Genomic DNA, 25,765 nt, shown 5'->3' with positions numbered 1-25,765 from the left:
TCCTTAACAAAAATATCCCGCTGATTCCCACCAACCATCAGCTCTCTTAAGGGTTTTTATTAAGTACTCTTCTTCGTCAGTGCCGATTCATTAATTTGTTGAATTCATCTTACCGGAAAGGACAAGCAATTGTCAATAACCTTTTTAAATTTTTTTCTAAAGTACAATTAATGATTTAAATCTATTAATTAAGTCTGCTTTAACCTAGAAAAGTTTCAAATTTGTCATCGACGGAGATTCGTTCTTTCTGTGGCGGAATTTCTTCAAAGTAACCTAAATGAAGGAAACCAACTATTTTTTCATTTTGGTTAATATTTAATTTACCTTTAACGTTATCATCATAAATATGCGGGTTTGTTTTCCAGACTACGCCAAGTTTCTCTTGCCATGCAAGTAACCAGAAATTCTGAATCATGGAAGCAACAGCCCCGTAGTTTTCGTCCCATTGCTTAGGAATCTCAGGCTCTTCCATAATAACAACGAGTATTGCATTAGGTTCATTTAAATAATTTTCTCTGTTCTCTTGTCTTTCTACAGGGTAAGTAGATGCAACTTTTTTTGCGAAAGAAGGTAAGTGTTCTTGACCGACAAACAAAAAGCGCCAAGGCTGTCGCATTCCATGTGTAGGTGCCCATATTGCATCTTCTAATAATTCTTTTATTTTATCTTCAGTAACTTCTTTATTTGTGTACCCTTTTTTTATGGCGCGTCGTTCTCTAATAAGTTTCGCTAATGTTGTTCTTTCCATACCTATACCCCTATACATTTAATTGATAATTATTATCAATTAAATTGTAACGGAATCGCACATTGTTTGCAAATTTTGAATAATTTACTTTACAACTGACTTGTAAAAAGTTACAATGAATTAATATCTTTTTTTGGAAGATATTTGCGAAAACTAACTGAATAAAAGACATTATTGCGCAGTAGCTACTTAAAGTCTGTGCTTTTTTCATACATGTTTATATTCGGTGAAATTCGGTAATTTAACTAATATACACGAAAGAAAGGAGAATAGGGATGGAAAGAGTTACTTTAGAACAGATATTTGTTCACCCAATCACAAAGAAGTATTTACAACGGTCTGGGGTTGCCCATGCAGTGGCAGTGGCGGAATATGCATATATTTTTTCCAAGCGATTTGCAGTGAATCCAGATCTTGCCACAAAAGCAGCGCTATTACACGATATTGGTCACTATACATGGTATCGTAATGGTGAATGGGATTATGATCTCTATAAAGAAAATGATATTCATGCAATAAAAGGTGCAAGTCGTGCGCATAAACTATTAATTCGAAATGGTGAGGAGCGACAAGCAGCAAAAGAAATTGCCGTTGCTATTTTACTTCATACCGATTCTTATTTGCCAGAAGGGGAATTACAATTAAATCCACTTCAAAAAGTTGTAGCAATGGCAGATGAAGCAGATGAAGAATATGGTGGCAATCATCATTATAAAGAAGTCGATCCAGAATTAGCGTTAACAAGAATTCGAGCATTAGATAAACAAATTGATAATGCTTTAAATAAAGCAGATACCACTTCTAAGCATGCATAATAAAGAATGCATGGATTTAGAAGGTTACATATTTTTCTTTTCTCCTCATTTTACTATTATCTACAATAAAAAACGCCCCCTAAATAAGAGGACGTTTACCGGCTATTTCTCCAAATATTCTTCTAAAGTTATGTCCTCATTCATGATTTCTTCTGCTGCTTTATGCCCTACATAGCGTAAATGCCATGGTTCAAATTGATATTTAGTAATATCTTCTTTTCCTTCTGGGAATCGAATAATAAAACCATATTTTGCAGCATTTTCTTTTACCCATTTTCCTTCGTTTGTTTCACCAAATTCCGTTTCAAGATTAAAGTTAACTTCTGGACTTGTTACATCCATAGCTAGTCCGGTTTGATGTTCACTTTCTCCAGGGCGGGCACTAAATGTGTTTGCATGCTTTTCACCATTTTCTGCTGCATTTGCTGCGAAGATAGTATCCTGACGGTCGTATGATCGGTACCCAGATTGTGCATATAGATCTAAGCCTTCCTTTTGAGCATCTGCAAACAATTCTTCTAATGCATCAGCGGCAGCTTGGCGCATATATTTTTTCGGAATATCCTCAGTGAAAGGGAACGGAACATTTGGTATAACTAAATCATCGGGAATATAGTCCGCAGGTAATGAAAAATCTTTATTAACAAGAACTAATTGGTCATACGGGTTTGAAATAACTTCCGTACCCGCATCTGAAAACGCAGGTTCTGTTGGTGCTAGTAGACCCTCACCTGGTTTATATGCACTCTCGGATTGAAGAACTTCCTCAAATTTTTGTTTTGTATTTCCATCATAGATTCCAGAAACCAATAGATTTTCTTGTTGAATTTGAAAATCAGTTATGGCCCAAGTCACCTGTTCGTTATAATTACCTTGATCAGAAAAGCTGTACCCTAACTGTTCGAGAAAATGCTGAAGAGCCACTACCTGTTCTCCTTGATCTAGCTTTTGTAAAGGGGGTTCTGGTAACTGTTCATAACCTTGGTTACCTGTTACATCTTCTTCCTCTTTCGGCTTCTCTGAATTATCTTGAGAAGATGAATTGTTATCATCATTAGATTGGCATGCGCTCATGAAAAGCAGTACACCAATCAATAGCAACCAAAGCAAACGTTGCATATTAAACTCTCCTAACTCTTACAATGTCATTTTCTGTATCATGGTGAGAATCGTCGGTAAACTTTATTTATTCAATAATCCTAAAATAGGATAAGGACGTAAACACCTTGATAAGTTTTGCTTACCATAATTGGGGATTTTACCTCCAATGTGGATAGAATGTATCGCTCTTATAAATATATTTTGCTAATTTGTAAATAGAAATAATTTTGCAGATTATATCTTCTCATATTTTTATAAGGTTGAGTAGTTAAAACGATAAGTTAGTAATTTCTGAATTTATAGTTAAATTTTGAGGAGGTGAGTTGGGTTATATGAAGATTTTGTTTTGAACCAATGGCAAGATAATTACTAACTTACCACTGATTCAAAACGAGAGGTAGTTTGATTAGTCCATGGATTTCTCAGCAAATAGTTTAGCGATACCAATAATTGTTTTCGTTGATTTTTCCATATTTTGAACAGAGATATATTCATATTTTCCATGGAAATTCTCTCCACCGGTAAAGATATTTGGAGTCGGTAACCCCATATAAGAGAGTTGAGATCCATCCGTTCCCCCGCGTACTGGTTGAATAATAGGATTGATATCTAATTGTTTCATAGCTTCACTAGCGATATCGACAATTTCTTTTACTGGCTCAATTTTCTCGCGCATATTGTAATACTGATCTTCCATCTCCACGTGAACAGCATTCTCTCCATATTTATGTTGCAAATCAGTAGCGAATTTTTGTAACGTAGCTTTTCGGGATTCAAACTTATCACGGTCATGATCGCGAATAATGTAATAAACTTTGGTTGTTTCTACATCACCTTCGATAGATATTAAATGATAAAATCCTTCGTATCCTTCTGTATGCTCAGGAGAATCCTGTTCTGGAAATTTCGAGATAAATTCGGCAGCAATCTTCCCTGAATTAACCATTTTATTTTTTGCAGTTCCTGGATGAACGCTGTTTCCTGTAAAAGTGATTCTTGCTGCAGCCGCGTTAAAACTTTCGTATTGAAGCTCTCCTAAAGGTCCACCATCGATGGTATATGCGTACTTAGCGTTAAAACGACTTACATCAAATTTGTGCGGACCACGTCCAATTTCTTCATCCGGTGTAAATGCAACACGAATGTTACCATGTTTTATTTCTGGATGTTGAATGAGATACTGCATTGCTGTCATAATTTCAGCAATCCCGGCTTTATTGTCAGCTCCTAAAAGCGTTGTACCATCGGTAGTAATTAATGTATGTCCTTTATAGGAAGGAAGCTCTGGAAATTCCTTAGTAGAAAGTACAACTTGAAGCGTTTCATTTAATACAATATCCCCGCCATTATAATCAACGATTTGTGGATTAACATTTTTACCTGTAAAATCCGTGGCAGTATCTACATGCGCAAGAAAACCTATCGTCGGGATCTCTTTATTCGTATTTGCTGGTAATGTAGCCATGAGATATCCATATTCATCTACTTCGACTTCTTGCATGCCAATTTCTTTTAATTCATTTTGAAGATAGTGAATTAAATCCCATTGACCAGGAGTTGATGGAGTAATATTAGATTCATTGTCAGATTGGGTGTCGATTTTTGCGTAAGTAATTAACCGATTGATAAGTTGTTTTTGCATATTGAATCTCCTCTTCGTTTTTTAATTAGTTTACCATATATTGATTATTTAGATATCTGAGTAATTTTATCATAAGATATTTTATGATAAATCCGAATGTTACATTGTTTGATTTCCATTGCAGACGGTGCTTTTTAACAGGCAGGGCCTCAGCTAACTTGAAAAGAAGAACACTTCTTCAGGCTCCCTGTTCTGAGCAGGAGTCGCCGTCTTTCAATACAATCAAAGCCAAGTTATAACATAATCCGAATGTTAATATAACTATAATTAATATGTTCTTTTTTAGATTAAACATAGCACTTTATGAAGTTGATTAATCTGTATATTATTCTATAAAATGATATGATAGAAAATAAATAGATGCGGGAGGGATAGTATGAAAAATTTAATTAGTGTACAACGTTTGAAGCGTAGATTTTCGCAAAATCAAATTGTAATTGTGGATGTACGATTTAATTTACAAGATCCCGATGCTGGACGTAAAGCGTATTTGGAAGAGCATATACCTGGTGCAATTTACATGGATTTAAATAAAGATTTATCTGGGAAGGCTGGCAAACATGGAGGTAACCATCCTCTACCAGATTGGGGTTTATTTATAAATAAACTAGGACAAATAGGGATAACGAGTGAAACAACGGTAATAGTTTATGACCAAGGGAATGACATGTTTGCACCTCGATTGTGGTGGTTATTGGATTATGTAGGCCATGAAAAAGTTTATATTCTAGAAGGTGGATTAGATCAATGGAAAAAAGAAGGGGGAGAGGTAACAACAGAAGTTCCTTCTTTAGTTCCAGTTACTTATCAGCCTCAAATGAAACAAAATCGTACAGCGGATATGAAGGAAGTACGCGATAAAATTTCTAACGGGAGCGCAGTATTAATCGACTCACGTTCTTATCAAAGATATTTAGGAGATGAGGAACCTTTATATCGAAGAGCAGGACATATACCGGGAGCAGTCAATTATTTTTGGGAAGATGTTCTTACGAAAGATGGTACAAGTTGGAAAGATAAAGAGCAGTTAGAATCCTTATTTGCTAACCTATCAAAAGACGATGAGATTATTGTCTCTTGTGGCTCTGGAGTTTCTGCTTGTCCAAATATACTTGCCCTAGAGGCAGCAGGATTTCATAATGTAAAGTTGTATCCTGGTAGTTTTAGCGATTGGATATCTTATGAAGAAAATGATGTGAAAGTTGGAGAGGAGACCACGTAATGTTAAGACGTTGTGGGTGGGTAACCGATGACCCTATCTATATTTCTTACCATGATGAAGAATGGGGGGTTCCTGTTTATGAGGATGACCGATATTTGTTTGAAATGTTGTCTTTAGAAGGAGCTCAAGCAGGGTTGAGTTGGATTACGATACTTAAAAGACGAGAAAATTATAGAGAAGCTTTTGACCATTTTTATCCGGAAATAGTGGCTACTTATTCCGACGGAAAAGTAGAATCATTATTATTAAATGAAGGTATTATTCGAAATAAATTGAAGATAAACTCGGTGATTAATAATGCGCATAGGTGTATCGAAGTCGCCAAGGAATTTGGATCTTTTCATAATTATATTTGGAGTTTTGTAGATGGACAACCAATCATACATTCATGGGAAGATGATAAAGAAATTCCTGCTTATAATGATCTTTCTGAAAAGATGAGTAAAGATATGAAAAAGAGAGGGTTTCGCTTTGTGGGTCCAACCATCTGTTATTCATTTATGCAAGCAATTGGAATGATTAATGATCATACACAACAATGTTTTTTATACCATGGCAATCAACAAAATAGTGAAGGTAACCTGTAAAGATTAATTCATCGATTAATTACAATATAAAACCGAACTACAATCCAAGCATGATATACTTCTTCTCGAATTTTTACTTCGATGGAGTAGATTAGAAACTTGGACATAGTTCGGTTATTTAATTTATTGAAGTTTAAATACTTTTAATTGATTGTTTAAATCAATTGCAAGTTCTGCAAGTGTGTTAGCACTGTCCGCAACCTCTTCCATAGAGCTAGAAGTTTGTTGAGCAGCAGCAGATGCTTGTTCTACACCAGCAGCTGATTCTTCTGAAGTTGAGGCGATTTCTTCGATAAGTTGATTCATATTGGTACTATTCTCAACGATATTTAATAAGTCTGTTGTAATATATTCAATTTTATTTACCATATCATTAACGCCAAGTTGAATTGTTTTAAAGTTGTTACCTGTTGATTCGATTTGACTTGTGCCTTCTTGAACTTCTTTGTATCCATTATTAAGGGAACTAACAACTTCCTTCGTTCCATCTTGGATATTGGAAACAATAGTGGTTATTTCGCCAACAGAATTAGATACTTGTTCAGAAAGTTTTCGAACTTCATCGGCTACAACTGCAAATCCTCGACCATGTTCACCAGCTCTTGCAGCTTCTATGGCAGCATTTAATGCTAATAAATTCGTTTGTTCAGAAATGTCTTTAATAACGGATATCAGATTCGATATTTCTCTTGATTGTTTGTCTAGACCTTTTACTTTATCTACAGAAACTTTCACAATTTCATCGATTCGATGCATCTGCTCCATTGAGTTTCGCATTAAAGCAGTTCCTTGGTTCGTTTGTTCTAACATCTTTTCCGTTGTATTTGTAATTTTATCTCCATTTTCACGAGATTTGTTTACTACCTCTACAAAGTCTGACATTTTTTCAGATAAGTCTGAAGCACCATTTGCTTGCGTTTCTGCTCCAGCTGATAATTCTTCCATTGTAGCAGCTACTTGTGAATTACCTTCCTTTACCTCGGTTGCAGCTTGGGTAAGGTGATCGCTTCGTTCTAGAACAGAAGTACTTGCTGAAGATACCTTTGTTAGAATAGCTTTCATATTGTCTTTCATTTGATTAACCGAGGAGCTTAATTGTCCAATCTCATCTTTACCGTTATATTCCATACGGTTTGCAGTTAAATCCCCATCTGCAACCTTCGATGTAATTTGTAAAACTTGTTTCAGATTTCTGGAAATTTGGACACTAACTATACTAAAGATAATTACTCCTATAACAATGGTGAATAAGTTTGCCATCGTAAGTGTTGATGAAATTCGATTCATACTATTTTCCGCAGCATCAGAAGCCTCTGTTTGAGCTTGTTCTTTTCCTGATATTAATTCATTAACAATATCAACATTGCTTGTACGGTAACGATAAGTTGTTTCCCTTAGGGTGTTTGCCATTATATTATCGTCATTTTCTATAGATGGTATAACTTTATCTTCAAAAGTACTGTTAATCGTATCGTCAGATCGCTTTAATTGACTTATTTTGAAAGAATCACTTTCTGTAGATAAGAATCCTTCCACTTCTACTATTAATTCATCTACTTGAGTCTTATACTCATTAAAACGGTCCACATATAAACTATTGCTCGTTAGTAGATAATCTGCAATTTGTACATCTTTACCTTGAATTGCTAGTGATAGCTGATTTAACTTACTTACTTGCTCACTATATGTATACACCGCTTCAGCATCTTTTTTAGACTGTTGAACTTCTTGGCCTACAAAAAACCAAGCACTAAAAGTGAAAAAGATAACCACTAGAAATGATAATAAATATTTCTTTCCTATACTTAAATTATTGAAAGCTTTGATATTTATAGAAAAACGCTGCTTTGACTTGTCTTTATTATTTTTTCGTTTTATGAATGAAAATAAAGGTGATTTTTTGTTTTTATTCGTCTTTTTAGGTTTCAATTTTTTGTTTTTAAAAAATTTCATATTTTCCCCCGCCCGTTTGTATGTTTTCTTTAATATCGGCAACTAGGTAGAAAGTATGAAGATAATTGTTAAAATTTAATGAAAGATTAGATATTATAAGCTAATTAATCGTGTGAAACTATAGAATGAAGTATAATAAAAGACACTTTATTATGAAAGGGATGAATAAAGCATGGAGTATGTAACTTTAAATAATGGTTTAACAATGCCACAACTAGGTTTTGGGGTTTGGAAAGTACCGAATGAAGAAGTCGTTTCACCAGTAGAACATGCATTAAAAGTCGGTTATCGTTCACTTGATACAGCAAAAGTATATGGAAATGAAGTAGGAGTAGGAGAAGCTATATCTAATAGTGGAATACCACGTGAAGATTTGTTTATAACTACAAAAGTATGGAATAGCGATCATGGGTATGAAAATACACTAAAAGCGTTTGATGCTAGTTTAGAAAGATTGGGTATTGACTATGTAGATCTATACTTAATTCATTGGCCAACTCCAAATTTTGATCAATATGTAGAAACATATAAAGCCTTAGAAACGTTATATAAAGATGGAAAAGTTAAAGCAATCGGTGTATGTAACTTTGATATTGAACACTTAGAAAGAATTCTTGATGAATGTGACGTAGTTCCAGTACTTAATCAAGTAGAATGCCATCCGTATTTACAACAAAAAGAACTCCGAGCTTTTTGTGAGAAGCACAATATCTATGTAGAGTCATATAGTCCATTAATGAATGGGAAAGATGTGCTTCAAAGTGAAGAACTCCAAAATTTAGCAGAAAGAAAAGGAAAAACGGTTGCCCAAACAATTCTCCGTTGGCACCTGCAATCGGGGATGATTGTAATTCCTAAATCCGTTACACCTCATCGCATTGAAGAAAACCTAGATGTATTTGATTTTGAACTCACGGCTTCTGAAATGCAGGAGATTAATGAATTAGATAGAAATTTGAGAAGTGGTACACTACCAAGTGAAATGAATGTGAGATAATAATATATCGAAAAAAAGGAAAAGCACAAAAGGCTTTTCCTTTTTCTATAACTGCTGATGGTTCTCAATAAAGAAAAGAAATAATTAAGTAAACATGATCGTTTGAACTAATATCTTCTACAATATCTTTAATAGTAATATCAAACTTGTCCATGGCAAGTTGAGCTTTTGCGAATAATGGTTCAATTGTATGTTGAATATTGAAAACTTGGAGTTGGGTTGAGGTTACCATGTTAAGAGCTGTTATTGTAGGTAGAGCAGGAAATCTTTAGCTGATAAAGATAACTAAGTAAAGTTATCGAAAGAAAAGATTTTCCAGAAGTGGTTATCCCAACTGCAAAAGGAAAAGCTCGTAACTTAAAAAATTAGAAGAGACCTTTAATATTAATTGGACATTTGTAAGTCCATCTGCAATATTTGATGAAATTGAGGATCGTCAACACGAAAATATACGATTCTAGTTCTTGGAGAATAAGAACGATAAATAAAAAGATTCTAAAACTACGTTATATCTAGCTTTTTAATGTAGATGTAACTGACAGTAATTAGGAGCTTTTCTTATGACCGAACATCTTGATTTAAGGTTGAACAGAGGAGAATACCCGACTTACTACTTGTTCATAATCATAAAAATAAGATGGTATTTCAGATTTATCTAATCCGGAGTACATATATTTAACAATCGATTGATTATACCACTTTTGTTGTTCATATCCTGCATTAAAATTTGCCCAAATGGTTTCTCCTAGTAATTTATATTCTTTTTCAAGTTCAATTAGATTGTCTAGTTTATCTGCGATAATCAAATATTTTACTTCTTTAGGAGCGTGTTGAATGCAATATATTGTATGTTGTTTGCGCTCTTTCCAAGTCTTGGACTTATCTTCTGTATGAGCAGCTACAAGTTGTGCGATTTCTTTACCGAACTCATGATGAATGTCATCAATAGTAACAGGAGTATCTTCAACAACATCATGCAGATAGGCTGCACAAACAAGTGAGTCTGATCCCCCCTCTTGTTCAAGTCTTTGGGCAACACGAATTGGATGAGTGATATATGCTTCATCCGAATTTTTTCTAGTTTGTCCTTGGTGTGCCTTTGTAGCAAAGGATTTTGCCTTCTCTTTTAACATAGCTTCCTCCGAATATAAATGTTTAGTATTGATAGCATATGAAATAAATAACTTCTTGTTCAAATATAATTATCATTTAATTCAGTGAAATTAATTTATTCTATGTATAATAGTATCTTAATTGCTGTAAGGATACAATAAAATTTTAAAAGAAGTGGATAGTTAAACATGTGGTTCATTTGTACTTGAATACATATCAAGAAATAGAATTACTTAATATACTAATACACTTCATTTAAGTTGAAATAGAAGAGTTGTTTTTTAGAAAAGCTCTTTCTTTCTTTTCAGCACATAAACCATTACACTAGAAGTAATGATATAACATTAGCGGAGGTAACATCAATGGAAAAAGGAATTAATCAACGTAAGACAGAACATATACGTCTTTGCCTTACTGGAGATGTAGAGGGAGTGAATAAATCTACAGGATTAGAGGGCATTAACTTTATACATAACGCATTACCAGAGATTGATTTCGCAGACATTTCACTGGATTCAAGTTTCTTAGGGAAACATTTAAAAGCACCGTTTTTGGTAAGTTCGATGACTGGTGGATCGGAACTAGCGACTACAATTAATCAGAATCTTGCTATTGCTGCAGAACAAAAGGGATGGGCATTGGCAATTGGCTCAACAAGGGCTTTCTTAGAAAGTGATCAACATAAGGATTCGTTTTTAATCAGAAATCAAGCGCCTACTGCACCATTAATTGTTAATATCGGAGCGGTTCAATTAAATTACGGCTATGGTCCAGAAGAGTGTCAAAGAATTATTGATAAAACCAATGCAGATTCTATTGTTCTTCACCTAAATAGTCTACAAGAGGCGGTTCAAGATGGCGGCGACCTCAACTTTAAAGATTTACTGCCAAAGATAGAGCAAGTCTGTAAACAAGTAAATGCTCCAGTGGGAGTAAAAGAAGTAGGTTTTGGTATTGACGGTGAAGTAGCTAGACGCTTGTATGACGCAGGTATTGCGTATATTGATGTAGCGGGTGCTGGAGGTACATCCTGGAGTCAGGTGGAAAAATTACGTTCCAAAGATCCATTAAATAAAGCAGCTGCAGAAGCATTTAATAACTGGGGAAATCCAACAAAAGATTGTCTTGTATCTGTTCGTGGAGAATTACCTGAAGTACCATTAGTCGCAAGTGGAGGAATGAAAACAGGTGTGGATGCAGCGAAAGCAATTACGATTGGAGCTGATGTCGTAGGCTTTGCACGACATTTATTAAAAGCTGCAATGGAAACACCTGAAGATGTTATTCAAACAATGGAACAGCTAGAATTAGAACTGAAAATGACGATGTTTGGAATCGGGGCTGTTAATTTAGAAGAGTTAAAAAACACTTCTCGAGTTTCTATTATGGGACAATCATTAATGGATAAGTAATAAAGAGAGTTGTAAAAGGGTATACCTTTTATGACTCTTTTTTATAGAAATGGCTTAAATACATAAGAATAGGGAAAATAAAATAAAAAAGGAGTTGAGGTGTATGGTGTGGACAATGCAAGATTATCCAAGTTCAATGAAGAATCTCGATAAAGCTACAAGAAAAAAGGCGATTGATATTGCAAATTCTATGATTGATGATGGCTACAAGGAAGGACAAGCAATTCCAATAGCAATTGAACAAGCAAAAGATTGGAAGCAAAATGCATCACAAAGCGAAATAGATACGTATTATGACCAAGGTAGTCCGACTAAGCGATCGGAAGAAGGAAAACAATCGACAAGTAATCCAGAGCGATTAGAAGAAGGGGAAGAGGTATATAAACATGAGGATGGTTGGGCAGTGGCATCCGTTGGTTCTGATAGGGCAAGCAAAGTATTATCGACCAAACAAGAAGCCATTGCAAGAGCAGTAGAAATTGCACGTAAGAAAGCAACTTCACTAACCATCTATAAAGAAGACGGCTCTATAGAAGAACAGCGATCTTACGCTGATTAAAATAAACATAATAAATAAAAATAAATATGCAGAACAAAAAGTTAGCAGTAAAGGGGACAAGATTCCTTTTACTGCAATTTTATTTTTACATATAAGTATTTGATGGGTATTCTATAACGCTAATTTTCTAGTTTTTTTAGCTAACTCAGGTTGATTTTACTCCTAGCCTTTTATATAATTAAAACCGTAGTTAGTAATGATAATCATTTTCAATTGAGTTGTAAATATTAGAGGATACGAGGATTATTTATGAAGTTATGGATATTAATCATTTTTACTGTAATCTTGTCATTTGTCTCGCTCTTTATAGGAGCAATTGATATTAAGGTAACCGATTTACTAGATTGGGAGTCTGATAAGACCCAAACATTTCTTATTAGCCGAGTACCTCGTTTAATGGCGATTATATTGGCAGGAGCTGGAATGAGTATTGCAGGTCTAATTATGCAATCACTTAGCAGAAATAAATTTGTTTCACCAACGACTGCGGGTACATTAGATGCAGCTAAGCTCGGAATTTTAATATCCATGTTGTTTTTTACAAATGTTACATATACACAACAAGTGATTTTTAGTTTCGCGTTTGCATTAATTGGAACACTTGTCTTTATGCAAATTTTAGACCGTATCAAATTTAAAGACGCCATATTTGTTCCATTAATTGGTATCATGTATGGAAATATTTTATCTTCAATAACGACGTTTTTTGCCTATGAGTCAGACCTTCTCCAAAATATATCTTCTTGGTTAATGGGGAACTTTACGTTAGTAATCGCTGGTCGTTATGAATTGCTATATGTAAGTGTTCCAGCTGTCATTTTAGCATATATCTATGCCAATAAATTTACAGTTGCAGGTATGGGTGAAGAATTCGCAAAAAATCTAGGTTTGAGTTATAAAGTTGTACTGAATATCGGGCTTGTACTAGTAGCTATTATCTCTACAACTGTTGTACTTACTGTTGGAGTTATACCATTTCTAGGGTTAATTGTTCCAAACATTGTTTCTCTATATTTAGGAGATAACTTACGGAAAACGATTCCACATACGGCGGTAATGGGAATTGCGTTCTTACTAGTGTGCGATATTATTGGACGTATTGTGATACATCCGTTTGAGATCCCTGTGAACGTAACTGTAGCAGTTATCGGTAGTGCGATCTTCTTAATTATGTTGTTTAGGGGGAGAGCATATGCGAAAAAATAGTACAAAGTTGGTATTTTTAGCCGTTATAGGATTACTCTGTATTTTGTTTTATGCTTTTTATGATATTAAGGGTGGCTTTGATTATGCTTTCCCTAGAAGAATGAACCGAGTTCTTGCAATGGTAATAACAGGTATTGCTATCTCGTATGCGACAGTTATCTTTCAAACTGTCACACGAAATCGTATTTTAACACCATCGGTAATGGGAATAGATTCCATGTATGAAGTAGTTCAAACACTGATTTATTTCTTTGCAGGTTCGATGTCGATGTGGGTCTTGAATAAATACTTAAACTTTGGAGCAGCATTACTAGCAATGGTTCTTTTTGCATTCCTTTTATATCGATTCTTATTCAGAGCAGATAAGCATCCGGTTTATTTATTATTATTAATCGGAATGATTATAGGAACATTTTTAGGCAGTTTTGTAACGTTCTTACAAGTGCTTATTGATCCAGTCGAGTATCTAGGATTGCAATCACTATTATTTGCTAATTTTTCTAGAGTAAATGTTGAAATTCTATATATTGCTGTAGGAATCTTGTTAATTTCATTTATATTTGGCTATTTTATGTTAAATAAACTAGATGTAATGTCACTAGGTCGAGAAAATTCAATTAATCTAGGTATTAAATATGACCGAATGGTGATGCAAGTACTAATCTTATCATCTATACTCATAGCTACTTCCACTGCTTTAGTAGGACCAATTACATTTTTAGGATTAATTGTAGCGAATCTAGCTTATCAATTTTTAGCTTCCTACAAACACTCTGTTTTAATTTTGGGATCTAGTTTAATTAGTATAATCGCACTTGTGGGTGGGCAGTTTTTAGTTGAGCATATTTTTGAATTACGAACGACGTTAAGTGTCATTATTAACTTTGTTGGTGGGATTTACTTTATTTACCTATTATTAAAAGAAAGTAGGTCGTCAAGATGATAGAAATGAAGAGTTTGACTAAGAAATTCTCAAAAAAGAAAGTTGTTGATGATGTATCTGTAACGATAAAGCCAGGTACAATTACATCTTTTATCGGACCGAATGGAGCTGGTAAATCTACATTATTGTCGATGGTCAGTAGATTACTGGACTCTGACTCAGGTGAAGTATTATTGGATAAAAATGAAGTTAACAAGTGGAAGTCCAATGAATTTGCGAAAAGAGTTGCTATATTACGACAAGCGAATTTTATTAATGTAAGACTTACTGTTCGTGAGTTAGTATCATTTGGACGTTATCCATACTCAAAAGGTCGTTTAACGAGTGAAGATGAACAATATGTGGATCAAGCAATTAAGTATATGAATCTAAAGGATATGGAAGAGCAGTTTTTAGATGAATTATCTGGTGGACAAAAACAAAGAGCTTTCATTGCCATGGTTATTGCACAAGACACGGATTATATCTTGCTTGATGAACCATTAAATAACTTAGATATGAAGCATTCTGTACAAATTATGAAAATCTTACGTAAGCTTGTTGATGAGTTGGGTAGAACTGTAGTAATCGTTTTACATGATATTAATTTTGCTTCTGTGTATTCTGATCAAATTGTAGCATTAAAGAATGGAAAGCTTGTCAAAAATGGACCAACCAATGAAATAATTAATTCTACCGCATTAAGAGAAATTTATGATATGGATATACCTATTCAGGAACAAAATGGATGTCGTATTTGCGTATACTTTAATTCACACACAGAAGTAAATTAGTATAGCTATTAAAAAGTACCTAGAGAGAAGCATATAATTTTGATCTTTTCTCTAGGTTTTTTATAAAAAAATAAATAAGTGTGACAAAAAGTTAAAATAATATTACAAAGAAGTAATATTACTGTTGACTGGAGTTAAAAAGGCACTTATAATTATACATGTGCTAATTGATAATGATTATCATTATTAATTAAATACATAGTACATATACAGAAGAGGAGAGAAGTACATGAAGAAATGGCAATTAGCTATAGCACTTATAGTTTTAGCTTTAGTATTAGCAGCGTGTGGATCAGATGAAGGAAATGCATCTGAAGAATCTACTGATAATAATGCATCAGAGGAAACTACGGAAGAGAATGAAAACGCTGCATATCCGATGACGGTTTCTCCAACTGTATCTTCATCAGAAAGTAGAGATGGTAGTAGCTATACTTTTGAAGATGTTGAATTAGATTCTATGCCGGAAAACATTGTCGTGTTTGATTATGGTATGTTAGATACATTAGATACACTAGGGGTAGAAGGAATTGTTGGGGTACCAAAAGATTCTACACTTCCAGAAAATCTTTCTGAATATGAATCAGATGAGTATGCAAACATTGGTACATTAAAAGAACCACGCCTTGAAGAAATTGCTTCATTAGAACCAGATGTAATTTTCATTTCTGGACGTCAGTCAGCTTTCTATGATCAATTAAAAGAAATCACTCCAAATGTTATTTTTATTGGAACACAAGAGGATGACTATTGGAATACGTTCTTAAAATCTGTAGATATTGCTGCTGAGATGTTTGATAAAGAAGAAGAAGCTCAAGAATATCTTGATAAATACGATGCAGCTCTAGCAGAATTAGAAGAAGTAGCTGGCAATTATGAAACAAGCTTAGTAACGATGTACAATGAAGGAAATCTATCTGGATTTGCTACAAATTCAAGATTTGGATACATTTATGAACTATATGGATTTGAGCCTGTAACGAAAGATATTGAATCCTCTTCTCATGGTTCTAACTTTGGTTTTGAAGCAGTCCTTGATTTCGATCCAGAAGTATTATTTGTCATTGATCGTACTGCAGCAGTCGGCGGAGATTCTAATATAGAATCTGACCTAGAAAACGATATTATTAAACAAACTACAGCATATGAGAATGAAAATATAATTTACCTAGATGGACCACTTTGGTACCTAGGTGGAGGCGGATTACAATCCGAGTTAGACAAGATTGATGAAGTCCTCAATGAATTAAAATAATTGTTTATTATGGAATCCGAACTCAATTCACATTATTAGTGAATTGAGTTCGGATTTTTTGCATTTTCAAGGATATGATGAAGCAAGTAATTTTTCCTTTTTAATAGGGTTGTGCTACAATTACGTCTAGAAAAGGGGTGCTTTTGATGAAAATAGAAGTTTGGTCTGATTTTGTATGTCCATTTTGTTATATTGGAAAAAGAAGACTAGAGAAAGCATTAGATAAATTTGAACAAAGTGATAAAGTTACAATAGAGTATAAAAGCTATCAATTAGATCCAAGTGCAGAACATATCCCCGGTAAAAGTTTCTATGATACATTTTCTGAATTAAAAGGGATGCCACTTGATCAAGTACAAAACATGAATCGTCAAGTAAAGGAACAAGCATCTGAGGTGGGCTTAGACTATAACTTTGATGATATGAAATATTCAAATACATTCGATGCTCATCGTGTCGCCAAGCTTGCAGCAAAGCAAGGCAAAGAGAAACAAATAACAGAACGATTCCTGTATGCTTATTTTACAGATTCAGAATTATTAAGTGATCATCAGACTTTAATAAGTTTAGCAGAAGAAGTAGGATTAAAATCTTCCGAAGTTCGAGAGGTGTTGAACACCGAAAAATTCACTAATCGGGTTAATGAAGATATTGATACCGCACGTCAAATTGGAGTTAAAGGAGTTCCTTTCTTCGTATTTAATGAAAAATATGCGGTGTCTGGAGCACAACCTGAAGAAGTATTTCATGAGGTTCTAACCAAGGTATGGCAAGAGGAAAAGGAAAATCCTAAATTGAAGATGATCGATACGGGGAATACTGAAACTTCATATTGTACAGATGAAGACTGTGGTTGTTAATTAATGTATTAATCCAGTATGTTACCGGGAATATTCACTAATATCCAAGAGAATAAGTGAAAGGGAAGAACATCTTTACACGAAGAAGTTAGAATTTTTATCGTAAAAGTAAGTAAAATTTGTTATCGAACTGTAACCAAATGCTTGCTATTCCCGTTATAAAGCGATTTTTGATTATTACAGACAATTCAGACATTTGATAACGTAAATAATGTATGATTGAATGAAACCAGACTTACTTAAGAAATGAGGGATGTAGCGATGAAAAAATGGACGCTATTGATAATATTAAGTTTAACCATGTTCCTTGTAGCATGTAGTGATGATGAAGAAGCAAGTGAAGAACAAGCTAATCAAGCCGAAAATCAAGAGGATCAAACGCAACAACAAGAGCCCTTAGAAATTACAGATGAAGAAGTTGTTGATGAGGGTGAATCTGTTGTAGTAGTAAATGGTTCGGAAGTGAATGGAACTACGTATAACGCTGCGTATTCTCTTGTGAAATCAATGATGCATCAATCTGGACAAGATACAAGTGATTTAGATGCATTAAAGGATCAAACAGTAGATTTTCTTGTTGAACAAGAATTAATGCTTCAAGAAGCGAATAATGTAGGAATTGAAGTAACAAATGAAGAATTAGAAGAAGAATTAAAAGCATATAAAGAAAGTGCAGATGAAGAACAATTCAATACGATGTTAGAACAATTAAACATGACGGAAGAAAACTTTAAGAATCAATTAAGATATGATTTAACAACAATGGAATATGTAGAACAAGAATTTGAAGTAGAAGTGACAGATGAAGAAGTTGAAGAACTCTACAATCAAATGACAGAACAAAGTGAAGGAGAAGCTCAAGAACTTTCTGAAGTAGAAGACCAAATTAGAGCTTCTATTGAACAGCAAAAACAACAGCAACAATATGCTCAAAAGGTAGAAGAACTTAAAGAATCTGCAGAAATTGATAAAAAGATTTAAGAACAAAGGCGCAAGCGACCTAATAGAACTACCACATAATAAAACCATCGCCAACATTATGGCGATGGTTTTATTATGTGGTCTATTTTCTCTAAGAGCTTTTCTATTTGTTCTGGTGTTCCAATTGAAATACGTAAGAAATTTTCTAGACCAGGTTTTTGAAAATACCGTACAAGAATCCCTTGTTTTTTCAACTCTTGATATAACGATTCAGCATTCACCTCTTTATGAGATATAAGCAAGAAGTTAGCTTGCGATGGGAGAATGTCGAAATGTCTTGCTTCTAATTGATTTTTTAAATAGGTTCTAGATTCTATAATTTTTGTAGTGGTTTGTTGAAAATAATCATTATCTCTTATGGCTTCAATAGCACCTGCAATGGCTAATCGATCAACGGTATAAGAATTAAATGAGTTTTTAATTCTTTCTAATCCGTTTATTAGTTCGGGACTACCTATGGCAAATCCAATCCGTAATCCTGCAAGTGAACGAGACTTCGACATGGTTTGGATAATAAGTAAATTCGGAAATGCTTCAACTAAGGATACCGCACTCTCTTTAGCAAAATCGATATATGCTTCATCTATAATCACTACATGACTAGGGTTGTTTTCAAGTATTTGCTTAATCGCTTCTAATTCTAAATAAATGCCAGTTGGAGCATTAGGGTTAGGGAATATTACTCCTCCGTCGGAATCATAAAACCGCTCTATAGGTATCGTATAGTCGTCATTTAACATGATTTGCTCAGAGGATATGTTAAATAACTTTGCATAGACCGGATAGAAACTGTAAGTGATTTCTGGATATTTGATTCTTTTTCCTGGTTCAAAGAATGCCATGAAACTGAAAGCAAGTACCTCATCAGACCCGTTTCCAATAAATATATGATCTTTACTTAGCTCATTAATATTTCCAATTTCGCTTCTTAATTCATCAACTGTTGGAGAGGGGTATAACCTCAAGTTTTTAGACGCTTCATCAATGGCTCGTATTACTTGTTTAGACGGAGGGTACGGATTTTCATTTGTATTTAATTTGATAATCGTATCATCATTTATCTGTTCTCCAGGGATGTATGGCTCTACTTGTTTAGCTAGAGAACTCCAAAATTTACTCACGTTGTTGTCCTTCTTTCTCAACGTGACGTTTATATAGCTCTTTTTTTATATCTTCTAATGTAACTCCTTGTTGTTCCATGAGTACGAGAGAATGATATAGAAGATCTGATAATTCGCTTGTTAATTCTTGTTTATCTTCGTTTTTAGCAGCTATAACAACTTCCGTAGCTTCCTCTCCAATTTTTTTCAAAATCTTATCTACACCTTTTTCAAATAAATAAGAGGTGTATGCACCTTCAACAGGATGTTCATGACGCTCATTAATTTTAGCTGTCACTTGAGGAATTATTTGAAGTAACGCAACGTCATTTATATACAAATCTTCATAAAAGCAGCTTTCTTCTCCTGTGTGACATGCTGGACCTTGTGCCTCCACAAGTACAAGAAGTGCATCAGCGTCACAATCAAAGTGAATTTGTTTTACTGTTTGTTTATTTCCTGAGGTAGCACCTTTATTCCAAAGTTCCTGTCTTTTTCTAGAAAAGAACCAAGTTTCGTTTGTTTCGATTGTTTTGGTGACAGAATCACTATTCATATAAGCTAAGGTTAATACCTGTCCAGAACGGTGATCCTGTACAATGGCCGGTATCAATCCATTCTCATCAAATTGTAAATTATCGATAGAAATAGTTTTGATCATTTCGCATTCCTCCTTACAGAAATATCCTGATCATTCAAATAATCTTTAAGTGCTGGTATTTTGATTTCATCATAGTGGAAAACAGAAGCTGCTAGAGCGGCATCTATTTCTTGTGAAAGCACCTCTGAGAAATGTTCGATTTTTCCAGCTCCGCCACTTGCAATTACCGGTATGTTCACTGCTGTTGCTATGGCTGTCGTTAAGGGGAGATTGTAGCCACTTTTTTCGCCATCTGCATCCATAGCATTTACGACAATTTCACCAGCGCCAAAAGATTCGCCTTTCTTCGCCCATTCAATAGCATCAATCCCCGTATCTTTTCTACCTCCATTGATAAAAACATTCCATTTTCCAGCTGACACCTTTTTTGCATCAATAGATAGGACCGTACATTGACTGCCGAATTTTTGCGCTGATTCGAAAATAAGTTCAGGACGTTGAACAGCTGCACTATTTATCGATACTTTATCAGCTCCAGATCGGAGAACTTGATGGATATCTTTGGTTGTACGAATTCCTCCACCAACCATAAACGGGATGGCGATTTCTTTTGCTACTTTCTCAACAACATTTAAAAATATCCCTCGTTGTTCATTAGAAGCAGTAATATCGTAGAAGACAAGTTCATCAGCACCTTCTTCGTTATATCGTTTTGCTAATTCAACTGGATCAGCAACATCTTGTATATCTAGAAATTTTTTCCCTTTTACTACTCTCCCATTATCAACATCTAGGCAAGGAATAATTCGTTTAGCGAGCATCCATTTCACCTTCCAATATATCTTGTAATTTTATGGAACCGTCATAGAGTGCTTTTCCGATAATTGCACCATAAAGATTCATGGTTTTTAATTGTTGAATATCTTCTTTTGTAGTAACCCCTCCAGAAGCAATAATGTTCATGGTAGTGGCTTGTTGTACCGCTTCTAGTTCCTGGAAGTTAGGACCGCTCATCATTCCGTCTTTTAAAATATCTGTGTAGATAATGGTTTTTACTCCGATTGATTCTAACTGTTGAATAAAAGGAATTGCCTCAACCGTACTATTCTCTGTCCAACCATCAGTAGCGATAAAACCATTTCTGGCATCAATCGATACTGCTATTTTCTCAGCGTATCTTTCAGTGGCAGTTTGTAAAAATGCGGTATCTTTAATTGCTGCTGTTCCAAGAATCACTCGACTTACACCTGCTTGGATATAATTCTCAATGACTTCGAGTGATCGGATTCCGCCACCTAATTGAATAGGAGTAGAGAGCGATTGAGCGGCATCTTGGATTATTTTGATATTATTTGATTCTCCTGATTTTGCACCATCTAGATCCACAACATGTATATATTCCGCTCCGGCAGATTCCCATTCTTTTGCCATTTTAACAGGAGAATCGCTATAGATTGTTTCTTGATTATAGTCGCCTTGTCTTAGTCGAACACATTTACCATTTCGAATATCAATTGCTGGAAAGATAATCATACAATCATCTCCTCATATCTTTTTAGTAATTCAATCCCAAATTCTCCGCTTTTCTCTGGATGAAATTGCATACCGGTTATATTTCCTTTTTGAACGATAGCTGGAATCAGCTGTCCATATTGAGAACTCGCAAGTAATGTATTTTTCTCGTAAGAAGAAACGGCATAAGAGTGAACGAAGTATGCATAGGGATTTTCTTGCTTTGAATCAAATAATGGTGAAGTTTGTTGAATGTCTAATGTATTCCATCCCATATGCGGTACTTTTACTTCACTAGAGATCCGTTCGATCGATCCTTTTAGAAGTCCTAGCCCTTCCCAATCTCCGTTCTCAAGGCTTTGTTCATAAAATAGCTGCATTCCTAGGCAGATTCCTAGTATTGGTTTTCCTTTTTGTGCTTCTTCTTGCAGAACTGTATCTAAATGAAGCTGACGAATTGCATCCATTGCATCTTTGAAGGCTCCGACACCAGGTAAAATAATCGATTCTGCTTGTTTAATTTCTGTTGCATCTGTTGTAACAATGGAATGCTTATTTAATTTATCTAATGCAAATTGAAGACTTTTTATATTTCCTGCTCCATAATCAATAATTGCAATCAATGTGATAGCCTCCTTATAAACTTCCTTTTGTTGAAGGTATTCCTTTTTGATTTGGATCGATGGAACAACCTTGACGAATAACACGTCCAAATCCTTTAAAAATCGATTCAATAATATGATGAGAATTAACTCCGTATAATAGATTAATATGGAGTGTTACTTGAGCGTTACTAGTAAATCCTTGGAAAAATTCTTGCACTAATTCTGTATCAAAGGTACCTACTTTTTCTTTTAATCCTTCCACGTTGTAGACAAGGTAAGAACGTCCGCTTATATCTAATGCAATCGAAGATAATGCTTCATCCATCGGGCTCATAACATTTGCATAACGAGTAATTCCTTCTTTAGTACCTAAAGCTTCACGCACCGCTTGACCGAGCACAATTCCGATATCCTCCACGGTGTGATGCTGATCTACTTCTAAATCTCCGTTACAAGATATATCTAAATCTATACCACCATGTTTAGCGAAAAGCGTTAGCATATGATCTAAGAAACCTACTCCTGTTTGTATAGTGGATATTCCTTCTCCATCTAATTGTAGAGATAAATTAACAGATGTCTCATTGGTTTTTCTGCTTAAAGATGCTTTACGCATTGTCATTCTCCTTTCGAATACGAATTGCATTTGCATGAGCTGTTAGCCCTTCAGCTTCTGCTAGTGTAATAATTGTATCTGCAGCTTCTTCTAACTTGCTTTTTGAGTATTGAATTAGACTCGTTTTTTTAACAAAATCGTAGACTCCTAGAGGAGAAGAAAATCTCGCTGTGCCATTAGTCGGTAAAGTATGACTTGGACCAGCAAAATAATCACCTAATGGCTCACTTGAATAATTACCAATAAATATTGCGCCGGCATGATTAATTTTTGTGCTGATTTCTTCTGAATCAGTAGTCATCAATTGCAAATGTTCTGGTGCTAGTCGATTTATAGTATCAATTGCTTCTTCATTGTTCTCACAAATGATGATCTTTCCATTTTGAGAAATAGAAGCTTCAATGATTTCATTTCGTTCTAATAAAGGGATTTGACGATTTACTTCTTCCTGCAATAACTTTGCATAGGAAGGGTCAGTTGTAATGCAAAGTGAAGTTGCTTCTTCATCGTGTTCGGCTTGTGAGAGTAAATCTGCTGCAACATAGGAAACGGGGGCATTGGAATCTGCAAAAATACAAATTTCACTTGGACCGGCGATCATATCAATCGCTACATCCCCATACACCCATTTCTTCGCTCGAGTAACATATATATTTCCTGGACCGACAATTTTATCGACACTAGAAATCGTTTCGGTTCCGTAAGTAAGTGCTGCAATTGCTTGAGCTCCTCCAACTTTATAAACCGTCGTAACGCCCGCAATTTTTGCTGCTGCTAAGACTACTGGATCTATTTCGCCATTTTTATTAGGTGGAGAGGTAATGATAATTTCCTTCACTCCGGCGACTTTTGCTGGAATTGCATCCATGAGTACCGTAGAAGGGTAGCTTGCTTTTCCACCAGGAATATAGATTCCAACGCGATCAAGTGGATTTACTTGTTGGCCTAGTTTTACTCCTGATTCTGGAGTAATTGACCAGCCGTATTCTATCATTTCAGATTGATAGCGTCGGATATTTTGAGCTGCAACTTCTAGAGCATCTAATAATGCTGCGTCTACTTTTTTGATCGCTTGTTCCCACTCTTCATTCGTAACCTCGAATGAATGAAGATGTACTTGATCATATTGACGCGTATATTGCTTTAATGCTTCATCTCCCTGTAATTGTACTTGTTCAATAATACGGAGAACATCTTGATCAACTTGCTTGTTTCGAATATTTGAAGACTTTTCAGCCTGCTGTTGCTTCCATTGACGTAAAGAGAGTATTTCCATGTTTTCACCCCACCACTGTACTCAATTGATTAATGATGCGTTGTATTTCAGTAGAACGTGTAGCGAAACTAGCTTTATTAACGATTGCTTTTGTACTTATTGTCTCGATATCTTCGAGAATTTCTAATCCATTTTCTCTTAATGTATTTCCTGTTTCCACAATGTCTACAATGTAATCTGCTAGTCCAATAAGAGGAGCAAGCTCAACGGACCCATTTAATTTAACAACATCAATCAATTGATTTTTTTGACCAAAGTAACGCTTTGCAACAATTGGATATTTGGTTGCAATAGTGATTTCTTTATCTGTAGAAAGAGACACACCCTGCTTAGCCGCAATCGAGAACTTACATTTTCCAATGCCAAGGTCAAGTAATTCGTAAACTTCTGCTTGGGATTCAATAATATTGTCTTTACCGACAATGCCAATATCAGCTGCACCTTTCTCTACATAAATAGGTACATCCATTCCTTTTAGAAAAATTACCCGTACAGATTGATCCTCATTGTAAAATACAAGCTTTCTAGATGATGCATCTAGTTCTTCGAATGTTAAACCTGCAGCTTGGAGTAACTTAATGGTTTGTTTCGCTGGTCTTCCTTTTGCAAGAGCAATAGTAACTGGTTGCATCATATTCACCCCTTTTTTAATACATGTTGTAATGTTTGATCAATGGATAAAAATGTTTTTTGTTGTTTTGAATTCTTTAATTGGTAACTATCTAAGTCTACTTGTATGATGTTAGTTGCTTTTAATTCGGACGATATTTCTATTGGTTGTATAACGACTCTTTGGTTGGCTTGACGAATTTTTTTGGCTAGTAATAATGCATCTTGTCGACAATTCGATTGATACTCAATAAGGAAGTCTGCTTGTTTAATCAATGAATTATCTTCCTGAGCAATCACGGTTAGTAATTTATCAACTTCAAAAGCAAACCCTACAGCTGGTATTTCATTTTCAAACTGCAAACTGAGATGATCATAACGACCACCCATTAATATAGGTTGACCGATTTGTTCTGTAAAACCTTGAAAAATAATTCCAGAATAATAATTCATATTATTAATCAAACCAAGATTAAGCGAAATATATTCTTCTATTTGATAGTCCTTTAATAATGAATAGACTTCGAATAATGTGTTCACAACGTTTTGCATCTTCTCATTGGTTACTAATGCTTGAGCCTTCTCTATAACTGTCGAAGGATCACCGTATAACATGGGAATCAGCTCTATTTTTTGTTTTAAGTCTTGATCAAGGGGTAAATGATTCAGAAAGCTTGATGTTTCTGATATATTTTTAGACTGAATTAATGCATGCAAAGTTTGTTGTTCTTGAGAAGATAGGTCTGCCTGTGCAAGTAGTTCTTTATAGATACCGGAATGACCAATTTCTAATTTAAAAGGAGTTACTTTCAAATCTTTTAAACTATCAATTGCAAGTGCGATAACTTCAGCATCAGCTTCTGGACTTTCATCTCCAAAGAATTCAACGCCTGCTTGAGTACGGTATGCTTGTTGGGTTTCATTATATCGAAAGATATCAAGAACATATGAGAAACGTTGATAGTGATTATTCATATCTGTCTCTACATATTGTCGTGTTATTGGTATGGTTACATCTGGCCTTAATACAAGTACTTTACCAGAGGGATGGATCACCTTCACCATATCATCTTGATGAACGGTTCCTTGTACATTGCTATACATATCATAATCTTCAAATAGTGGTGTTTCGATTTGGTCATACCCATACGTATAAAAACGATTTTGTATTTGTTTTATTACATTCGATTTTTCTTGATAACCTTCAGGAAAGGATGTTCGATTACGGAAATTGTAATTTCTCATCATATACTCCTTTAACAATTAATTCTTTAATATT

At 34.7% G+C, this 25,765-nt stretch carries 26 protein-coding genes and 1 other annotated feature (1 of these 27 cut by a window edge); of the genes, 12 read left to right on the top strand and 14 right to left on the bottom strand.

Going from position 1 to position 25,765, the window contains the following annotated elements; genetic code table 11:
• Positions 1-89 (bottom strand) — a binding site (T-box leader) (it extends 156 nt beyond the left edge of the window).
• Between the two features lie 110 nt (positions 90-199).
• Positions 200-748: a nitroreductase family protein gene (locus ABC346_RS00700; RefSeq protein WP_413233063.1), complete on the bottom strand. Its 549-nt coding sequence runs from the start codon at positions 746-748 to the stop codon at positions 200-202.
• Between the two features lie 275 nt (positions 749-1,023).
• Between ABC346_RS00700 and ABC346_RS00695 the strand changes: the two genes are divergently transcribed.
• Positions 1,024-1,563, top strand: a complete 540-nt coding sequence (locus ABC346_RS00695; protein ID WP_413233062.1) for an HD domain-containing protein — start codon at positions 1,024-1,026, stop codon at positions 1,561-1,563.
• Between the two features lie 102 nt (positions 1,564-1,665).
• Here the strand turns inward: ABC346_RS00695 and ABC346_RS00690 are convergent, their stop codons facing one another.
• Complete coding sequence (locus ABC346_RS00690) at positions 1,666-2,682, bottom strand: D-alanyl-D-alanine carboxypeptidase family protein (RefSeq protein ID WP_413233061.1); 1,017 nt, start codon at positions 2,680-2,682, stop codon at positions 1,666-1,668.
• 388 nt (positions 2,683-3,070) lie between these two features.
• Entirely contained in the window at positions 3,071-4,306 is a 1,236-nt protein-coding gene (gene pepT / locus ABC346_RS00685; RefSeq protein WP_413233060.1) for a peptidase T, read from the bottom strand.
• Positions 4,307-4,682: 376 nt separating this feature from the next.
• Here pepT and ABC346_RS00680 point away from each other — a divergent pair, with 376 nt between their 5' ends.
• Positions 4,683-5,528: a sulfurtransferase gene (locus ABC346_RS00680; protein WP_413233059.1), complete on the top strand. Its 846-nt coding sequence runs from the start codon at positions 4,683-4,685 to the stop codon at positions 5,526-5,528.
• Entirely contained in the window at positions 5,528-6,115 is a 588-nt protein-coding gene (locus ABC346_RS00675; protein WP_413233058.1) for a DNA-3-methyladenine glycosylase I, read from the top strand. The genes ABC346_RS00680 and ABC346_RS00675 overlap by 1 nt, the downstream gene beginning before the upstream one ends.
• 123 nt (positions 6,116-6,238) lie before the next feature.
• Here ABC346_RS00675 and ABC346_RS00670 read toward each other — a convergent pair whose 3' ends face one another.
• Positions 6,239-8,068 (bottom strand): methyl-accepting chemotaxis protein, encoded by a 1,830-nt coding sequence (locus ABC346_RS00670; RefSeq protein WP_413233057.1) that lies wholly within the window; start codon positions 8,066-8,068, stop codon positions 6,239-6,241.
• Positions 8,069-8,240: 172 nt separating this feature from the next.
• Between ABC346_RS00670 and ABC346_RS00665 the strand changes: the two genes are divergently transcribed.
• Positions 8,241-9,065, top strand: a complete 825-nt coding sequence (locus ABC346_RS00665) for an aldo/keto reductase (protein WP_413233056.1) — start codon at positions 8,241-8,243, stop codon at positions 9,063-9,065.
• A 578-nt stretch (positions 9,066-9,643) separates the two neighbouring features.
• Here ABC346_RS00665 and ABC346_RS00660 read toward each other — a convergent pair.
• A complete protein-coding gene (locus ABC346_RS00660) occupies positions 9,644-10,198 on the bottom strand; it encodes an HD domain-containing protein (protein WP_413233055.1) in 555 nt (184 codons plus the stop codon).
• Positions 10,199-10,540: 342 nt separating this feature from the next.
• Here ABC346_RS00660 and fni point away from each other — a divergent pair, with 342 nt between their 5' ends.
• The 8 genes from fni (at position 10,541) to ABC346_RS00620 (ending at position 18,167) form a co-directional block, all read left to right on the top strand.
• Positions 10,541-11,590 carry a type 2 isopentenyl-diphosphate Delta-isomerase gene (gene fni / locus ABC346_RS00655; RefSeq protein ID WP_413233054.1) on the top strand — a complete coding sequence of 350 codons (1,050 nt, stop codon included), beginning with the start codon at positions 10,541-10,543 and terminating at the stop codon, positions 11,588-11,590.
• Positions 11,591-11,693: 103 nt separating this feature from the next.
• A complete protein-coding gene (locus ABC346_RS00650; protein ID WP_413233053.1) occupies positions 11,694-12,149 on the top strand; it encodes a DUF2188 domain-containing protein in 456 nt (151 codons plus the stop codon).
• 249 nt (positions 12,150-12,398) lie between these two features.
• The gene (locus tag ABC346_RS00645; protein WP_413233052.1) at positions 12,399-13,355 is read left to right on the top strand and encodes an ABC transporter permease; all 957 of its coding nucleotides are present in this window, start codon (positions 12,399-12,401) and stop codon (positions 13,353-13,355) included.
• Complete coding sequence (locus ABC346_RS00640) at positions 13,342-14,298, top strand: iron chelate uptake ABC transporter family permease subunit (protein WP_413233051.1); 957 nt, start codon at positions 13,342-13,344, stop codon at positions 14,296-14,298. The genes ABC346_RS00645 and ABC346_RS00640 overlap by 14 nt, the downstream gene beginning before the upstream one ends.
• Positions 14,295-15,071, top strand: coding sequence for an iron ABC transporter ATP-binding protein (locus ABC346_RS00635; protein WP_413233050.1), 777 nt, complete (start codon positions 14,295-14,297; stop codon positions 15,069-15,071). The genes ABC346_RS00640 and ABC346_RS00635 overlap by 4 nt, the downstream gene beginning before the upstream one ends.
• Before the next feature lie 229 nt (positions 15,072-15,300).
• Positions 15,301-16,326 carry a siderophore ABC transporter substrate-binding protein gene (locus ABC346_RS00630; protein ID WP_413233049.1) on the top strand — a complete coding sequence of 342 codons (1,026 nt, stop codon included), beginning with the start codon at positions 15,301-15,303 and terminating at the stop codon, positions 16,324-16,326.
• A gap of 146 nt (positions 16,327-16,472) precedes the next feature.
• Positions 16,473-17,186, top strand: coding sequence for a DsbA family oxidoreductase (locus tag ABC346_RS00625; RefSeq protein ID WP_413233048.1), 714 nt, complete (start codon positions 16,473-16,475; stop codon positions 17,184-17,186).
• Positions 17,187-17,447: 261 nt separating this feature from the next.
• Positions 17,448-18,167 carry a SurA N-terminal domain-containing protein gene (locus ABC346_RS00620; protein WP_413233047.1) on the top strand — a complete coding sequence of 240 codons (720 nt, stop codon included), beginning with the start codon at positions 17,448-17,450 and terminating at the stop codon, positions 18,165-18,167.
• Between the two features lie 56 nt (positions 18,168-18,223).
• On the opposite strand, the gene hisC is transcribed toward ABC346_RS00620, so the two are convergent.
• From hisC to hisZ, 9 genes are read right to left on the bottom strand one after another with little or no spacing between them, the layout of a single operon-like run.
• Entirely contained in the window at positions 18,224-19,288 is a 1,065-nt protein-coding gene (gene hisC / locus ABC346_RS00615) for a histidinol-phosphate transaminase (RefSeq protein WP_413233046.1), read from the bottom strand.
• Positions 19,281-19,928: a bifunctional phosphoribosyl-AMP cyclohydrolase/phosphoribosyl-ATP diphosphatase HisIE gene (gene hisIE, locus ABC346_RS00610; protein ID WP_413233045.1), complete on the bottom strand. Its 648-nt coding sequence runs from the start codon at positions 19,926-19,928 to the stop codon at positions 19,281-19,283. Before hisIE ends, hisC begins: the two co-directional genes overlap by 8 nt.
• Entirely contained in the window at positions 19,925-20,689 is a 765-nt protein-coding gene (hisF, locus tag ABC346_RS00605; protein WP_413233044.1) for an imidazole glycerol phosphate synthase subunit HisF, read from the bottom strand. Before hisF ends, hisIE begins: the two co-directional genes overlap by 4 nt.
• Complete coding sequence (gene hisA / locus ABC346_RS00600) at positions 20,679-21,401, bottom strand: 1-(5-phosphoribosyl)-5-[(5-phosphoribosylamino)methylideneamino]imidazole-4-carboxamide isomerase (protein WP_413233043.1); 723 nt, start codon at positions 21,399-21,401, stop codon at positions 20,679-20,681. The genes hisF and hisA overlap by 11 nt, the downstream gene beginning before the upstream one ends.
• On the bottom strand, positions 21,398-22,003 hold the full coding sequence (gene hisH, locus ABC346_RS00595; protein ID WP_413233042.1) for an imidazole glycerol phosphate synthase subunit HisH: 606 nt from the start codon (positions 22,001-22,003) through the stop codon (positions 21,398-21,400). Before hisH ends, hisA begins: the two co-directional genes overlap by 4 nt.
• Positions 22,004-22,016: 13 nt before the next feature.
• On the bottom strand, positions 22,017-22,601 hold the full coding sequence (gene hisB, locus ABC346_RS00590; RefSeq protein ID WP_413233041.1) for an imidazoleglycerol-phosphate dehydratase HisB: 585 nt from the start codon (positions 22,599-22,601) through the stop codon (positions 22,017-22,019).
• On the bottom strand, positions 22,594-23,877 hold the full coding sequence (gene hisD / locus ABC346_RS00585; protein WP_413233040.1) for a histidinol dehydrogenase: 1,284 nt from the start codon (positions 23,875-23,877) through the stop codon (positions 22,594-22,596). Before hisD ends, hisB begins: the two co-directional genes overlap by 8 nt.
• Before the next feature lie 4 nt (positions 23,878-23,881).
• Positions 23,882-24,508, bottom strand: a complete 627-nt coding sequence (hisG, locus tag ABC346_RS00580; RefSeq protein ID WP_413233039.1) for an ATP phosphoribosyltransferase — start codon at positions 24,506-24,508, stop codon at positions 23,882-23,884.
• 5 nt (positions 24,509-24,513) lie between these two features.
• Positions 24,514-25,731, bottom strand: coding sequence for an ATP phosphoribosyltransferase regulatory subunit (gene hisZ, locus ABC346_RS00575; protein ID WP_413233038.1), 1,218 nt, complete (start codon positions 25,729-25,731; stop codon positions 24,514-24,516).
• Positions 25,732-25,765 lie beyond the last annotated feature (34 nt).

The sequence above is a fragment of the Oceanobacillus phoenicis genome (genome assembly GCF_047238145.1).
Lineage (GTDB): Bacteria > Bacillota > Bacilli > Bacillales > Amphibacillaceae > Oceanobacillus.
This window is presented reverse-complemented; position numbering and strand designations above follow the sequence as displayed.